The 14,905-nt window shown below is 44.5% G+C and carries 14 protein-coding genes; 6 read left to right on the forward strand and 8 right to left on the reverse strand.

What is annotated here, in order from left to right; all coding sequences use genetic code 11:
• Window positions 1-74: 74 nt before the first annotated feature.
• The 3 genes from ABIB39_RS18820 to ABIB39_RS18830 all read right to left on the reverse strand — a co-directional run bounded on the left by ABIB39_RS18820 (window position 75) and on the right by ABIB39_RS18830 (window position 2,771).
• Window positions 75-1,379 carry an NAD(P)/FAD-dependent oxidoreductase gene (locus ABIB39_RS18820; RefSeq protein WP_354431731.1) on the reverse strand — a complete coding sequence of 435 codons (1,305 nt, stop codon included), beginning with the start codon at window positions 1,377-1,379 and terminating at the stop codon, window positions 75-77.
• 189 nt (window positions 1,380-1,568) lie between these two features.
• A complete protein-coding gene (locus tag ABIB39_RS18825; RefSeq protein WP_354431732.1) occupies window positions 1,569-2,426 on the reverse strand; it encodes a sigma-70 family RNA polymerase sigma factor in 858 nt (285 codons plus the stop codon).
• 153 nt (window positions 2,427-2,579) lie between these two features.
• Window positions 2,580-2,771: a cold-shock protein gene (locus ABIB39_RS18830; protein ID WP_129875592.1), complete on the reverse strand. Its 192-nt coding sequence runs from the start codon at window positions 2,769-2,771 to the stop codon at window positions 2,580-2,582.
• A 278-nt stretch (window positions 2,772-3,049) separates the two neighbouring features.
• Here ABIB39_RS18830 and msrA point away from each other — a divergent pair, with 278 nt between their 5' ends.
• From msrA to ABIB39_RS18855, 5 genes are all read left to right on the forward strand, one after another.
• Window positions 3,050-3,679: a peptide-methionine (S)-S-oxide reductase MsrA gene (msrA, locus tag ABIB39_RS18835; RefSeq protein WP_354431733.1), complete on the forward strand. Its 630-nt coding sequence runs from the start codon at window positions 3,050-3,052 to the stop codon at window positions 3,677-3,679.
• Between the two features lie 2 nt (window positions 3,680-3,681).
• Window positions 3,682-4,197: a peptide-methionine (R)-S-oxide reductase MsrB gene (gene msrB / locus ABIB39_RS18840; RefSeq protein WP_354431734.1), complete on the forward strand. Its 516-nt coding sequence runs from the start codon at window positions 3,682-3,684 to the stop codon at window positions 4,195-4,197.
• Window positions 4,198-4,509: 312 nt separating this feature from the next.
• A complete protein-coding gene (locus ABIB39_RS18845; protein WP_354431735.1) occupies window positions 4,510-5,094 on the forward strand; it encodes a fasciclin domain-containing protein in 585 nt (194 codons plus the stop codon).
• Between the two features lie 136 nt (window positions 5,095-5,230).
• Entirely contained in the window at window positions 5,231-6,382 is a 1,152-nt protein-coding gene (locus ABIB39_RS18850; RefSeq protein ID WP_354431736.1) for an FAD-dependent oxidoreductase, read from the forward strand.
• 278 nt (window positions 6,383-6,660) lie between these two features.
• Window positions 6,661-6,846 (forward strand): hypothetical protein, encoded by a 186-nt coding sequence (locus ABIB39_RS18855; protein ID WP_354431737.1) that lies wholly within the window; start codon window positions 6,661-6,663, stop codon window positions 6,844-6,846.
• Here the strand turns inward: ABIB39_RS18855 and ABIB39_RS18860 are convergent.
• The 3 genes from ABIB39_RS18860 to ABIB39_RS18870 all read right to left on the reverse strand — a co-directional run bounded on the left by ABIB39_RS18860 (window position 6,843) and on the right by ABIB39_RS18870 (window position 11,182).
• Window positions 6,843-7,340 (reverse strand): PAS domain S-box protein, encoded by a 498-nt coding sequence (locus tag ABIB39_RS18860; RefSeq protein WP_354431738.1) that lies wholly within the window; start codon window positions 7,338-7,340, stop codon window positions 6,843-6,845. The two genes, ABIB39_RS18855 and ABIB39_RS18860, sit on opposite strands and share 4 nt — an antisense overlap.
• A gap of 113 nt (window positions 7,341-7,453) precedes the next feature.
• Window positions 7,454-9,436 carry an HRDC domain-containing protein gene (locus tag ABIB39_RS18865; RefSeq protein ID WP_354431739.1) on the reverse strand — a complete coding sequence of 661 codons (1,983 nt, stop codon included), beginning with the start codon at window positions 9,434-9,436 and terminating at the stop codon, window positions 7,454-7,456.
• Between the two features lie 57 nt (window positions 9,437-9,493).
• On the reverse strand, window positions 9,494-11,182 hold the full coding sequence (locus ABIB39_RS18870) for an RluA family pseudouridine synthase (RefSeq protein ID WP_354431740.1): 1,689 nt from the start codon (window positions 11,180-11,182) through the stop codon (window positions 9,494-9,496).
• A 165-nt stretch (window positions 11,183-11,347) separates the two neighbouring features.
• On the opposite strand from ABIB39_RS18870, the gene katG reads away from it, so the two are divergent.
• Complete coding sequence (gene katG / locus ABIB39_RS18875) at window positions 11,348-13,609, forward strand: catalase/peroxidase HPI (RefSeq protein WP_354431741.1); 2,262 nt, start codon at window positions 11,348-11,350, stop codon at window positions 13,607-13,609.
• A 139-nt stretch (window positions 13,610-13,748) separates the two neighbouring features.
• Here katG and ABIB39_RS18880 read toward each other — a convergent pair whose 3' ends face one another.
• Window positions 13,749-14,021, reverse strand: coding sequence for a hypothetical protein (locus tag ABIB39_RS18880; RefSeq protein WP_354431742.1), 273 nt, complete (start codon window positions 14,019-14,021; stop codon window positions 13,749-13,751).
• Window positions 14,021-14,704: a cytochrome b/b6 domain-containing protein gene (locus tag ABIB39_RS18885; RefSeq protein ID WP_354431743.1), complete on the reverse strand. Its 684-nt coding sequence runs from the start codon at window positions 14,702-14,704 to the stop codon at window positions 14,021-14,023. Before ABIB39_RS18885 ends, ABIB39_RS18880 begins: the two co-directional genes overlap by 1 nt.
• Window positions 14,705-14,905 lie beyond the last annotated feature (201 nt).

Consider the following 14,905-nt stretch of genomic DNA (forward strand, 5'->3'; position numbering starts at 1 on the left):
ATCGTATCACCTCGTTATGAAGTAAAAAGAAGGCTGTAACACCATTGATGCTTTCAATGGTGTCGTCAAGCTTATTACACGCCCGACTTAAATATCATCCTAAACGACTGATCGCGGCTTAAATAGGCAACCGCCCAGTTATAAAGCGTGCGCAGTTTGTTACGGTAATTCACCAACGATATCAGGTGGATGAACAGCCACATAAACAACGCGATTATGCCACGGAAGTGAACTTTGTGCTTAAAGAGATCCACCACCGCGCTGTTGCGGCCTATGATAGCCATGTCACCTTTATCGAAATAATTGAATGGTTTTAAAGGCTGGCCTTTAGCCATAGCAATAAAGTTTGCCGCCAAGGTTTTGCCTTGCTGTATGGCAACCTGTGCTATTTGCGGGTGGCCTTTAGGATAAGCTGCATCGGTTGTCTGGATGCTGGCATCACCAATAGAATATATGTTTTCTAATCCATGTACCTTGTTGTGCTCGTCGGTCATCATCCTGCGGCCTGCGCCAAGGCAGGTAACCGGGATGCCGTCAAAAGTATTGGCAGTGATACCAGCCGCCCATATCAGGGTGTTTGATTCTATTACTTCGCCGTTGGATAGCAAGATCCTGCCATCTACATAATCGTTAACATGCAGGTTAAGCTTTACCTTAACGCCAAGGCTGGTAAGTACTTTGTAGGCTTCCTTATGGGTTTTCTCGCTCATGGCACCTAACAGGTTAGGGCTGCCGTCTATGATGTATATAGCGCCCGGTTGGTTAACCAATTCCGGGTAATCCTTTTTAAAGATGTAGTTCTTCATTTCGGCCAACATGCCCGATACTTCTACGCCGGTTGGGCCGCCGCCTGCTACTACAATGGTCAGCAGTTTTTTTCGTTCGGCAGGGTCTTTGGTGATAGTAGCGCGTTCAAGCGTTTGCAACAGGGCATTACGCATGCGCAGGCCATCGTCAATGCTTTTCATCGGGATGGCATTTGCCTCAATGTTGGCATTGCCGAAAAAGTTTGTTTTAGCGCCGCTTGCAAATACAAGGTAATCATAGTCCATCTCGCCGTCTTTTAAATAAATGGTTTGTGTAACCGGGTCAACTTTTACAGGCTCGCCCAGGCGGAAACGGATGTTATCCTTACGGAACAGTTTACGGAAAGGGTAACTGATGCTTGATGGTTCCAGGAAACTGGTTGATACTTGGTACAACAACGGAGGGAAGTAATTGAAGTTGTTTTTATCTACCAGCGTAACCTGGTAGCTTTTGTTTTTTGCCACGTTTTGCGCGAAGTTTACACCGGCAAAACCTCCCCCAATAACCACAATTTTTTTAGGAGTTACAGGCTCATGGCCTGTAAAAACCGAAGGGTTAGAAAGATCGCTCATTTCTGTATTTTTTTGTTTGTCACCGTTATAAATGACGATGCAAATTTAAGCAAAGTGTACATAGTACACTACTAAGTCAGCCTAATTTTACAATGTTTTGATGATGGCTGCTCGGGGAGTTTTTGGGGCGAAAAAAAGCCGCTTTTAAGTGTCTTAAAAGCGGCTTTTGTATCTATGCGGATGGTAATACTACAAATAAGATTGCAGCGCACCGCTGCGCGATGATTGTTTTATACGTTGTAAGGCTTTGTCCTTTATCTGGCGAACCCGTTCGCGGGTAAGAACAAATTTTTCGCCTATTTCTTCTAAGGTGTGGGTATGATTATCGCCCAGGCCGTAAAATAACATTAGTACTTCGCGGTCGCGCTCACCTAATTTAGATAGGGAACGGCCAAGTTCGGTCGCTAATGAATCGTGGATCAAACCACTGTCGGTAGTTGGGTCATCATTGTGCATTACATCAAGTAATGTACCTTCTTCACCTTGTTGAAAAGGGGCATCCATAGATACCTGGCGGCCCGAGTTACGTAACGAGTCGGCGATCTTTTCCACTGTAGTTTCCAGGCATTCGGCCAGTTCTTCGGGCGTTGCTTCGCGCTCTAACTGTTGTTCAAGCGTTGATTGTGTTTTGCGGATCTTGCTCAATGTACCTATCTGGTTCAACGGTAAACGTACCGAACGTGATTGGTCTGATATAGCAGAGATAATAGATTGGCGGATCCACCAAACGGCGTATGATATAAATTTGAAACCTTTGGTTTCGTCAAAACGGCGGGCGGCTTTAATTAGGCCCAAGTTACCTTCGTTAATAAGGTCTCCAAGGGTAATGCCTTGGTTTTGATATTGTTTTGCTACTGATACTACGAAACGAAGGTTGGCTTTTGTAAGTCGCTCTAATGCGGCCTGGTCGCCTTCGCGTATTTTTTGTGCCAGGATAACTTCTTCCTGTGCGCTAATGAGGTCTACTTTACCAATCTCTGTTAAGTATTTATCCAGCGATTGGGTTTCGCGGTTGGTAATAGATTGACTTATCTTAAGTTGTCTCATTTAATGGGAATAATGCGGCCACCTTTTGCCGGCAATTAAATTAATAAAAAAACTTTAAAGAGCGGGGGGTACGGGCGTTTAAAAGGCCCATGGAAAAAAAATAAAAAGCATCCGTATGGTTAACGGATGCTTCACGATTATTAATATAGTGTATTAAGCTACTTTAACTTTTACCGCGTTAGGGCCTTTTTTGCCTTCTTCTACTTCATACTGTACAGTATCGTTCTCGCGGATGCGATCAACTAAACCTGATGAGTGAACAAACACTTCTTTGCCACCGTTACTTGGGGTGATGAATCCAAAACCCTTTTCTTCGTTAAAAAATTTTACTGTTCCTTGTTGCATTATATTGATTTAAATAGTGACAAATGTACCATTAATTATTCATTAAATGGCATTAATTTATTAATTGATATGCTTTACTTATAATTTGCTATCTATTAATACGTAAAATGACAATGATTTGTTATCCACGTATGTAAGAATAACAATGTTTGTCATGGGCACATCACAATAATTACAACACGTAAGTTTGTATACTGTTTTACGACGAATGGGTAATACTTAAAACCATATTTACGTTAGTTAGCCAGCACGTTTAAACGTGTACATCTTAAAATTATATGAAGAGGATAAGCATTCAAATTGCACTATTGTTATTAATAGGTGTCAGCGCCCTGGCGGGTACGCCTAAAAAGGCTTTAGTCGATAAAATTAAATTAGACACCGCCACATTTGCCACAGGCTGCTTTTGGTGTACCGAGGCGAAATTTCAGCAATTGAAGGGAGTTAAAAAAGTTGTATCGGGTTTTAGCGGTGGCAGTGTTGCCAACCCAACCTATAAACAAGTTTGCACCGGCACTACAGGCCATGCCGAAGCCTGTAATATTATTTACGACCCGAAAGAGATTAGCTATGATGATCTTTTGGCCGCATTTTTTGTAGCGCACGACCCAACCCAGCTAAACCGCCAGGGGAACGATGTAGGTACGCAGTACCGCTCTGCTATATTTTACCATAACGCCGCCCAAAAACAAAAGGCCGATTATTACATTGGTAAGCTAAATACCGAGAAAGCCTACAAAAGCAATATTGTTACCCAGGTAACATCCTACAAGATTTTCTACAAAGCCGAAGATTATCACCAGGATTATTTTAACAAGAATAAAGGAAGCAACCCGTATTGCAAATATGTGATACAACCCGAACTGGATAAGTTTAGAAAAGTATTTAAAAATAAACTGAAAAGCTAAAAATGAAAGCGATATATATCACCGCTGTATTATTACTAACCTTTAACTTCGCTACATTCGCGCAGCACTTAAAGAGCAATAAAGGGCACGAGAATAACCCATATTATTCCAACACCGATACCACTCCTTTAAAGGTTACGGACGCCCAGTGGAAAAAGATTCTGCCACCTACATTGTACGCGACTGCCCGCGAGCAAGCTACCGAACGCCCCTTCACCGGCCAGTTCTGGAACAAAAGCGCCAAAGGGATTTACTACTGTGCGGTTTGCGGTAACAAACTCTTCCGTTCTGATGCTAAGTTTGCAAGCGATTGCGGATGGCCAAGCTTTTACGAGCCTGTACGCAAGAACAGCGTAATTTACAAGCAGGATAATTCAGTAGGGATGGAGCGCACCGAGGTGATTTGCGCACGTTGTAGCTCGCATTTGGGGCATATTTTTGATGACGGCCCCGCACCAACTTACAAAAGGTTCTGTATGAATTCCGTCTCCTTAGATTTCCAACCGGACGGATTATAAATGCGGATGTCTCGCAACAAATCATAATACTATGTTGCAAATTAAATGATGGACGTTATTGCCACTTCGGCGTTAGAATCACCGGAAAGCTTATAATTTTAGTCTGAAATTATAAGTTTTCAACTAATTGATTTACACTATCTTGTGACTGATGGCACGGCATTAGCATTTATTTTTTATGCGCCTGTTAAACAAATTTGATTTTTTTGGCGTTATAAATGGCAGTTACCCACTTAAAATAAACTGCGCTATATAGATAAAAACAACTACACTTTAACCAAATCAATTAATTCAATTACAAACATCAGTAACATGAAAAGATCCACTTTAATGGTTGGCGCGTTAGTCGTTTTAAGTTTAACCACCGGCCGTGCATTTGCACAAGTACAAGATACTACCAAAAAAACTACCACTACAGCTACCGCCACCACACCTGCAGTTGCAGATGGCGCAACCGATGTAGTTGGCGCATTAGCCAGCAATGCAGATTACTCTACTGCCCTTGCCGATGTAAAGGCGGCAGGCCTTGAGGCAACCCTTAAAACAGGTGGCCCATATACAATTTTCGCCCCAAACAATGCCGCGTTCAGCGCGCTACCATCTGCAAAATTGGATAGCCTGGTAAAAGATCCTGCAAAATTAGCCACCGTGCTTAAAGGCCACGTAGTGACCGGTAAATATGCTAAAGCTGATATCATCAAAGCATTAAATGCCGGTAAAGGCAAGGCTACGTTGACAACTATCGACGGACAAACGCTTACACTTTCGGTTACTGCCGATAAAAAATTGCAGCTTTCAAACGCCGCAGGTAATACTTCGCAGGTTATTTTATATGACCTTGTTGGCGCCAACGGTGTGGTGAACGGCCTAAACGCCGTGTTAGCACCTACTAAATAATTCAGTCAACATACGATCTAAAAGCCGCCAAACGTAAGTTTGGCGGCTTTTGTGGTTTAAATAAAAATATTTTAAAAGATAAACGGTGATGGTCCGTCTACCCAAACAGGGTGCATAATTAACTCCCTGTTTAAAAATGAATAACATCAAATCAAAAAATATAGCCGTTATAGGCGCAGGCCCGGGCGGCTTAACGCTTGCCAGGCTTTTACAAATGAACGGCGCGAATGTAAGAGTCTACGAACGCGATGCTAATAAGGATGCCCGCCCGAAAGGAGCCACGCTCGATCTGCATGACGAATCTGGATTGGCGGCCATCCGTGCGGCTGGTTTGTGGGATGCCTTTATGGCCAATTACCGCCCCGGTGCCGATAGGTTACGAATTGTAGATAAGCATGCCAAAATTTGGCTGGAAGATAACACCGAGCGGAACGATGAGCATTGGCGACCCGAGATAGACCGCGGCCCGCTGCAAAAAATTCTGCTTGATTCATTACTGCCCGGCACATTGGTTTGGGACAGGCAGTTTGACACCCTTACACCAAAAGGCAAAGGCTGGACAATAACTTTCAAAAATGGCTATGCTGAGAACGCCGATATAGTTGTAGCTGCAGATGGCGCCAACTCAAAACTGCGCCCATACCTAACCGATATAAAGCCATTTTTTGCAGGGATGACTGCCATCGAAGCATCGGTATATAGCTCAGCTAAAACAATCCCCAATATGCACACCCTGCTTAACGGCGGTAAAATATTTGCCTTCGGCGATACCAAAAGTTTGATCGTGAGCTCGAAAGGGGATGGGAGCCTGGTGTTTTACCCCGGCTTTAAAACCGAAGAGAACTGGGCTCGTGATTGCGGGGTAGACTTTAGCGATAGAGTACAGGTGCTTGCCTGGTTTAAACAGGAATATATAGGATGGGGCGATGCCTGGGACGAGCTTTTTGAGAATACCAGCGGCAACTTTATTCCCCGCCCGCAATATTGCATGCCCTTAGACCAAACCTGGGAATCAAAACCAAACCTCACCATGCTTGGCGATGCCGCCCACCTGATGCCACCCTACGCCGGCGAGGGCGTAAATATGGCTATGCTGGATGCGTTAGAACTAAGCCAACAGTTACTCGATGAAAGCTATCCCGATACCTTATCAGCTATCAAAACCTACGAAACCCAAATGCTAAAACGCGCATCCGAAACGGCATACTTCACCCTGCAAAACACCGAAGCCCTGCACTCGGAAGGCGCTCTAAAATTTATGGTAGATATGATGGCGGGTGGGGAATAGGATAGCTAAATTAAAAATATCAAAATGCCTTGCAAAAATAAGCTGGGCTTTTTTTGTCGCAATTCACCCTGCAATCTGTCCCAATTACACATTTTATTATTGAATGGCGGCGGGTATCTTTACTCATCAATAATAAATAATTATGAGAGTAAACAGGGTACAATACACAACCACCGCGGCATTTTCGCCTGTGAACCAGGCTAACATACGCGGGATTATAAAGGAGTTAAAAGAAGTGAAGCATTCCGGCATAAAATGCGGGTGCTGGTTGCTTTCCGATGGTAAAACTTTTATGCATTTCGACCAGTTTGAGGATGATGCCGCACGATGTTTTACTTTCGCTGGCATCTTTCAAGAAATTTGACGCAGAACTTTGGGCAAGCGGGCTGGAAGCGGAACCGGTAATGGTTAACCCTACTTTGGTTGCATCTACAGAAAACTTCTTTAAGGTCAACCAGGGTTAGGGGGCAACTTCTTTTACCATCGCCATAATGTTGCCGCTTTTCTGGCTGCGTAACAGGTGTGCTGTAATGGCGACGTTTATGATGTTACCGTTTTTTTTATGATGGCGCCAAACGCCGCTATCATTCATGCCGGGTTGTAATTCGCGTGCTGCGGTATGCACAGCGGCAAGGTCTTCGGGTAAACAAAGATCCAGCACATTCATCTTGAAAAACTCCTCCCGGCTGTAACCGTAAAAAGAAATTGCAGCCTCGTTAACCGCAGTAAAAGCAAAAGTGCGCAGGTCAATTATCCACATTGGGTTGGGGTTATCATCAAAATAACTGCGATAACGTAATTCGCTTTCAGATATGCGGCGGGTGTGTAGTTTTATCAGTTGATATAGCAGCAAACCGGTCAGCAATACATACCCAACGCCTTTAATGCTGCCTATAAATAATACAAACTCCAGGTCGACGTGGTTTTGCATGGCAAATAACAGCTTGTCGCTCAGCATGATCCATAGCACGCCCACAATCACATAAATAGCCGCTATTTTAAATGCCCCTGATTTCTTCTATCCGAATATAGAGAATTTGAAATCAAATACTTTGATAGGATAGATTATAATTAAAACAAACTTGCCTGGTCGTTATCCGGCCCTTGCTGATATATGCGGATAAGTGTAATAATATCTGCCCCGTATTGATTTGCCTTTTGAGGGCCGACGCCTTTAATGCCGCTGAAGTTTTTTAAAGTTGCCGGCAGTTTTTCTGCAATAGCAGCCAGCGTTTTCTCGGTAAACACCATCCCTGGCATTATTTTCTGACGGGTTGCCACTTTTTCGCGCCAGGCGAGTAGCTGATTGTAAAGCTCTTCGTTAGGCAGGGCGTTCAGTGCTTTAAGATAGCCGCGGTCGTGAGTGGTTACTTTGTTTTTTAGCTGCTCTAAATAAATGGTGGTTTTAAAAGGATTTGCTGTAAAATATTGTAATAGCTGTATGCGGTTCATCAGCCATATAATAAGTTGGTCGGCTTTGGCGGCTTTTTCTTTTGATTTATCTATCAGGAAAGGCAGGTTTTGGTGCAGTATTTCTATAGCCCCGGTTAGTTTCTCCAAAAAATAGGCTGATGCCTGCTGGCTGCGCTCAATTTTTAGTTGCCGGTTGAATTTTTCTGCTACGGCAATAATATCCGTTTCCAGGTTGGGCAGTAAACTGGTAAATTCTTTAAGCTTGGTTTGCAGCGGGCCAAAGTTAAATAGTTCGCTTAATAAGTATTGCTGATACAGGTGCCTGTCGTGCTCAAGCCGTTTTTCGTCGGGTGCTACCTGTGCCGAGTGCTCGTTAAAACGCGTAACTGCCGGGTCGCCAATAATGTTACGCGCCGCGATAGGGTTACGTAAAACCATGCCTGCAAGGCTGCGGCAACGGCTTAGGGCAACGTATGCCTGCCCATGCGCAAAAGATTCGGACACGTCAATAATGGCCTTATCAAAACTAAGCCCCTGGCTTTTATGAATGGTGATAGACCAAGCCAGTTTAAGCGGGATCTGCGCGAAACTGCCCGAATTTGTTTCGTTGATCTCGTCGCCCTCCATCTGGTAATTAATATTGGTCCATTCCAGCGCTTCTACGGCTATTTCCTTGCCATCGCTGCCGCATTGTACGTAAACCGTGCTTTCATCCAGCGCGGTAACGGTGCCTATTTTACCATTATAATATAACTTCTCCGCCGAGCTATCATTCTTCACAAACATCACCTGCGAGCCAATTTTCAATTTCAGGCTGATGTCGGTAGGGTAGGCATCCCTCGGGAAATCGCCGCTAACGGTAGCGGTATATTCCACCTCTCGGGCGTTAAGCGCCTCCAGGTATTCGTAATTAATTTTTTGTGCTATGCTGTTGTGGGTGGTGAGGGTAATATACGGCTCATCAACTGTAGGTTTAAAGCCGGGTACATGCCTGTCGTTTAACGTTTGCAGGCTTGCAGGGCTGATGGTATTGTTGCGCACTTCATTCAAAATATCAACAAAGGCCTGCTCTTTTTGCCTGAACACGTGGTTAAGCTCTATACGCACATAAGGCGCTTTTTGCATCACCCTGCTGCTGAAAAAGTAAGGTGTATTATAATAAGGCCGTAATATGCCCCATTCATCATCTTTAATGATGGGGCTAAGCTGCGAAAGATCGCCAATAAGCAGTAGTTGCACACCACCAAAAGGATATGGCGAGCCTTTTATATTGCGTAGTATCAGGTCTATCTGGTCAAGCACATCGGGGCGCACCATACTCACCTCGTCAATAACCAGCAGTTCCAGGTTGGCAAGCAATTCTTTCTTCTCGGTGTTGAAATGCACTTCGGGTCTTTCTGTTCCCGATGGGATGATCGGCCCAAACCCAAGCTGGAAAAACGAGTGGATGGTCATGCCCCCGGCATTGATGGCAGCTACGCCTGTGGGCGCAACTACGGCAAGCTTTTTTTGCGAGGACTGCCGCAGGTTTTGCAGAAAAGTGGTTTTGCCGGTGCCCGCTTTACCCGTTAAAAAAACAACCGTGTTGGTGCTTTCTAAATAATCATAAGCCAACTGCATCACCGGGTTCATCTCTGCCATTACGGGTGCAAAAATATAATTCTATTTTGCTAAAAATGTAAGCAAAACAAAATTTTACTAAAAATCTTCGGGTATCTCAAAAGTGATGGTTTGTTTGCTTTGGGGATGCACAAATTGCAGGTAGGCAGCATGCAGGTAAAGCCTTTTGGCCCCGGTTCCGTACAGGTCATCACCCACGATAGGGGCGTTAAGCCCCTGCAGGTGTGCCGAATGCATCCTTAACTGGTGGGTACGCCCGGTTAGCGGCCAAAAATGGACTTTAGTAGTATGCTCGTTCCGTTGAATCACTTTCCATTTGGTTACGGCCTTTTTGCCTTCGTTAAAACAAACCAGTTGCCTTGGCCTGTTCAGCAAGTCCGCCCGCAGGGGCAGGCTGATCTCGCCTTCAGATTCCGTGATCACTTTAGAAAGCAACGCAGTGTAGCGTTTGGTTACCGTGCGTTTTAAAAATTGCGCCTGGATAAATTTATGGGCTTCCTTAGTTTTGGCTACTACCAACAACCCCGACGTGCCCATGTCCAGCCTGTGGACGATAAGTGGTTCGATATCATCAAACCTTGATTTTAACCTGCTATATACCGAATCATGGATATTAACCCCCGGCACCGAACGTAAATCGGCAGATTTGTTAACTATAACAAAGTAATCATCCTCGTAAATAATATCGATCACATTGCTTTCGGTAGGGTTTTCGAGGAGCGGGTTATCGTCTACGGCCATCCCCTCCAGCATGTGTGCCAAAATGGGTTTACATTTACCCGTGCAGGCGGGGTAAAATTGCTTATGCTGCCTTATTTCAGATTTTGGTGCCGCGCCCCACCAAAACTCGGCCATGGCAAGCGGTTTGTAACCGCGCTTGAATGCGTATTGTAATAGTTTTGGGGTGGCACATTCGCCGGCAGCAGCGGGGGGCTTCCCAAATACGGTAGCAGCGAATATTTCATGCAGGCTTTTCTCCCAATTATCTATATTCAAAAATACATATTGCTCAAACAACTGCTGCTGCAATGCAGACGACCTTTCCCTACGGTCTTTTTTTAAACGTTCTGCCTCATCCTCAAACTGTGCAATGCGTGATTTTAGTTCGGTTAGGTGTTGTTCCCATTTGTTGGATAGTATGTTAAACTCATGCTTGTCCCGCAGGCTTTGTTTAATTAGGTCGGCTTCAAAAGCTTCATAATCTGGCTCGTCTAAAATGCCTTTTTGCGCTTCGCGGAGCTTTTTACGGCGATCCTTATTCGTTTTTAGCTGTTTTTTGGACGATGCTATTTCTTCAAGGGATAGTGTAGTGGCCTGCTCATGTTCCTGTTTTTGGTTGATGTAATTTTCATCAGCCTCTATTGTCTTTACCTGTTGGTTAATGGTATTGATGATATCCTGTCCCTTCAGGAAGAAACTATCCTCTATCAGCATATCAAAAACGGGTGGTACAAATTTAGAGTGATCGTTAGAGCCGGCCATTTTACCCGAGAAGGCAGATAAATAACCCAACCTGCCATCCGCATCTTGCACTACCAAAACGCCAAACATTTTGCCAATAACAGGGCCTTCCTGCTCATCATCCAATCCAAAATTATGGTTAAGGTTGGTTTGCTCGTTTAGATATTTTTGTAGATCTGCCACAGCAAGTAATGTTAACGGGTGCGGAACGTAATAAAACGGAAAAGTGAATTTTTGGGGTAAGGCGATACCGTTTATAGAAGTATCAGAAAAGTAGGAGAGATGATGTTGGCCGTTGTTACCCATTTGCAGATGCAAAAATAATAGATATAAACTGAAGATGTATTTAAGTTAACTACCGCGTCATCTTTTTGTTAAAAATATAAGTTGGTAACATAACCACATCTTAAATCCCTATCTTTTCAAAATCGATAAGTATAAGCCAATTTTCAATTATATAATACGCTAAAAATGGAAAACGATTCAAACGACATCAGCAAGTGCCCGTTCCTGAACGGTGGTCAGAAACAAAATGCAGCCGGCGGCGGCACGCGTAACCGCGATTGGTGGCCCAACCAGTTAAAGCTTGGCATCCTGCGTCAAAATTCATCCCTGTCTGACCCAATGGGCGAAGATTTTGATTATACCGAAGCCTTTAACAACCTTGATTTGGAAGCTGTAAAAACAGAACTGCATGCGCTGATGACCGATTCGCAGGATTGGTGGCCGGCAGATTTTGGGCATTACGGCGGTTTGTTCATCCGTATGGCATGGCATAGCGCCGGTACCTACCGTATTACTGATGGCCGTGGTGGCGGTGGCGCGGGCCTGCAACGTTTTGCCCCGCTTAACAGCTGGCCCGATAACGTAAGCCTTGATAAGGCCCGCAGGTTGCTTTGGCCTATAAAACAAAAATATGGACGCAGTATTTCCTGGGCCGATCTGATGATACTGGCGGGTAACATCGCCTTAGAATCTATGGGTTTTAAAACTTTTGGCTTCGCCGGTGGCAGGCCTGATGTATGGGAAGCTGATGAATCTGTTTACTGGGGTGCCGAAACAACCTGGTTGGGTAACGATAAACGTTATGCCGATGGTTCGCCGGGTGTAGAGGGTCGCGGTGTATTGGTATCTGATGAGGATGCTAACGGCGATATCCACACGCGTAACCTTGAAAAACCACTTGGTGCTGCACACATGGGTTTGATATACGTTAACCCCGAGGGGCCCGATGGAAACCCCGACCCGATAGCGTCCGCAAGGGATATCCGCGAAACTTTCGGCCGTATGGCCATGAATGACGAAGAAACCGTCGCGCTTATTGCTGGTGGCCACAGCTTTGGTAAAACCCATGGCGCAGCATCTTCCGATAACGTAGGTAAAGAACCGGAGGCCAGTGATGTTGAGTTGCAGGGCTTTGGCTGGGCAAACCAATACGGATCTGGCAAAGGTGCAGATACCATTACCAGCGGCCTGGAAGTAACCTGGACAACCACACCAACCCAATGGAGCAATAACTATTTCGAAAACCTGTTCGGCTTTGAGTGGGAACTTACCAAAAGCCCTGCCGGCGCGCATCAATGGGTGGCAAAAAATGCGGAAGATATTATTCCCGATGCTTACGATAGTTCTAAAAAGCATAAGCCAACTATGCTTACAACAGATATTGCCCTTAGGGTAGACCCAACTTACGAAAAGATATCGAGGCGCTTTTTAGAAGACCATGAAGCATTTTCTGATGCATTTGCACGTGCATGGTTTAAACTAACCCACCGCGATATGGGCCCGCGCGAGCGTTACCTTGGCCCGGATGTACCGCAGGAAGAACTGCTTTGGCAAGACCCTATCCCCGCTGTAGATCATGCTCTGGTAACCGAAGACGATATCGAAGCTTTAAAAGCGAAAATATCAGATTCGGGCTTAAGTGTTTCTCAACTGGTATCTACCGCGTGGGCCTCGGCTTCAACCTTCCGCGGGTCGGATAAACGCGGTGGCGCTAATGGCGCGCGCATCCGTTTGGCCCCGCAAAGGTACTGGCAGGTTAATAACCCTGCAAAGCTGCAAGAGGTATTAAGCGTGTTAGAAAACATCCAAAGGGAGTTTAACAACAGTGGCCAAAAAGTTTCCCTAGCCGACCTTATCGTGTTGGCGGGATCGGTGGGCGTGGAAAAGGCTGCAAAAGATGCCGGGCATGATATTACCGTTCCGTTTACGCCGGGCCGTATGGACGCCTCGCAAGAGCAAACAGATGTAGAGGCAATGGGTTATTTAGAACCTGCTGCAGATGGTTTCCGCAATTACCGCAATTCAAAAGCTGAAATAGCTACGGAGGAATTGCTGATAGATAAAGCCCAACTGCTTACCCTTACCGCGCCGGAACTAACGGTTTTGATTGGTGGTTTGCGCGTGTTAGATACTAACTATGATGGGTCTAAACATGGTGTGTTTACCACGCGCCCCGGCCAGCTTACCAACGACTTTTTTGTGAACTTGCTGGATATGGTTACCGCCTGGAAGGCAACCGGGGGCAAGGAACTTTATGAAGGTATCGACAGAAGTACGGGTGTGTTTAAGTGGACAGCCACCCGTGCCGATCTGGTGTTCGGTTCAAACTCTGAACTACGCGCCATTGCCGAGGTTTATGGCAGCTCGGATGCACAAGGCAAATTTGTTAAGGACTTTGTGGCCGCATGGCATAAGGTGATGAACCTGGACAGGTTTGATATCAAGTAAATCGAATTTACTGCCAATAGTAAAGCCGCCTGCTGATAAGCAGGCGACTTTTATGTTTAATATTCCTTTGCTTAATGGTGCATGTTGCCGTTGTTTGCACAGTTTCAAAATCAAAAGGTGCAAGCGACCGTCCCTATCATCATGGAGTAGATTGATAAACAAACTTGTTGTTGGCAACATGTATCTTTAAAATAAGCCCGCTTTCAACTAATTTTTTCAGGCGGCCATAAAATGAACTTATACTCATTTTATGGCCGTTTTTAGAAAACGCTAACCAAATAAATTCGGCATCGTTGGGCTCAACCAGTCCGTTTATAAACTCTACAATCAGGTCATTTACTTTATTGTATTCCAGTTGTGCCGTAGTTAACCGCGACTTTGATGATCTGTATATCTGTGGTTGTCCGTCCATTAATTAGTATTATGGTCCTTTCCGCCATTGATCATGTCAGACACAATTCCGCTACCGTCTTTGCGTTCTGCCAATAACACGCCAAGAATATGTACTAATATAAATGCCAATATAAGGTACATGCAAAACCCGTGAACCTCTTTAACAGAATGGCGAATGGATTTGTATGCTGATAAAGCATCTTCGAAAGCGAGGAATAAACCGGTTACCACCATTACTATCAACAGCAGATAAAATACCGCATATATCGATTTCACGGTTAATTCGTGCGTGGCTATCTCTCTTTCCTTTTTAATAGTACTGAATTGATGATAAGCGCTTTTAATTTTTCGGATAAATTTTTGATCTGCTAACTGAAAAAACTCTAATGCAAGCCTAAATACCAGTAAAGCCGCCAGCGCGTAACCAAAATAAATATGAATTCCCCAAACACTATCACTCAAGGCATGTGCAGCCGCCCCCGCTTGATCATCATTTACAACAGTGCCCGACTTTTGAAACTCGGTCTTAATTGAATTAGCTGTGGCATGGTCATCAGTTATGGTAGCATTAATAAGCACCGTGATTAGCGAGCCGCTTATTGCAATTAAGTTAAGCCAGTGCCAAAGCCGTAGCGTGAAAGAATACTTTTTGATACTCGACGGATCCTGAACATCGCGCCGGCTTGGTTCTATAATAGCCATATGATATCTTACTTTGCTTTAAAAATATAAGCCAAAACTGGAATAAAACTGAATTTATACAATGAGCCATCAAAAAAAAGTTGTCTGTTTTAGTTAATGCTTATTATGTAAATATTACAAAAACGCTTACGGCTAAAAACATCGAAAAATTTCTTTAAACATAAAATAAATTAAAAATGTTGCTCAGATATAGTTTAATCC

Origin of the sequence: Mucilaginibacter sp. UYP27 (assembly GCF_040547175.1) — a bacterium.
Classification (GTDB): domain Bacteria; phylum Bacteroidota; class Bacteroidia; order Sphingobacteriales; family Sphingobacteriaceae; genus Mucilaginibacter.

Excerpts from the sequence above, each read along its gene's own strand:
- ABIB39_RS18820 (WP_354431731.1), bottom strand. The coding sequence starts at position 1,379 with ATGAGCGATCTTTCTAACCCTTCGGTTTTTACAGGCCATGAGCCTGTA.
- ABIB39_RS18825 (WP_354431732.1), bottom strand. The coding sequence starts at position 2,426 with ATGAGACAACTTAAGATAAGTCAATCTATTACCAACCGCGAAACCCAA.
- ABIB39_RS18830 (WP_129875592.1), bottom strand. The coding sequence starts at position 2,771 with ATGCAACAAGGAACAGTAAAATTTTTTAACGAAGAAAAGGGTTTTGGA.
- msrA (WP_354431733.1), top strand. The coding sequence starts at position 3,050 with ATGAAGAGGATAAGCATTCAAATTGCACTATTGTTATTAATAGGTGTC.
- msrB (WP_354431734.1), top strand. The coding sequence starts at position 3,682 with ATGAAAGCGATATATATCACCGCTGTATTATTACTAACCTTTAACTTC.
- ABIB39_RS18845 (WP_354431735.1), top strand. The coding sequence starts at position 4,510 with ATGAAAAGATCCACTTTAATGGTTGGCGCGTTAGTCGTTTTAAGTTTA.
- ABIB39_RS18850 (WP_354431736.1), top strand. The coding sequence starts at position 5,231 with ATGAATAACATCAAATCAAAAAATATAGCCGTTATAGGCGCAGGCCCG.
- ABIB39_RS18855 (WP_354431737.1), top strand. The coding sequence starts at position 6,661 with ATGGTAAAACTTTTATGCATTTCGACCAGTTTGAGGATGATGCCGCAC.
- ABIB39_RS18860 (WP_354431738.1), bottom strand. The coding sequence starts at position 7,340 with ATGCTGAGCGACAAGCTGTTATTTGCCATGCAAAACCACGTCGACCTG.
- ABIB39_RS18865 (WP_354431739.1), bottom strand. The coding sequence starts at position 9,436 with ATGGCAGAGATGAACCCGGTGATGCAGTTGGCTTATGATTATTTAGAA.
- ABIB39_RS18870 (WP_354431740.1), bottom strand. The coding sequence starts at position 11,182 with ATGGGTAACAACGGCCAACATCATCTCTCCTACTTTTCTGATACTTCT.
- katG (WP_354431741.1), top strand. The coding sequence starts at position 11,348 with ATGGAAAACGATTCAAACGACATCAGCAAGTGCCCGTTCCTGAACGGT.
- ABIB39_RS18880 (WP_354431742.1), bottom strand. The coding sequence starts at position 14,021 with ATGGACGGACAACCACAGATATACAGATCATCAAAGTCGCGGTTAACT.
- ABIB39_RS18885 (WP_354431743.1), bottom strand. The coding sequence starts at position 14,704 with ATGGCTATTATAGAACCAAGCCGGCGCGATGTTCAGGATCCGTCGAGT.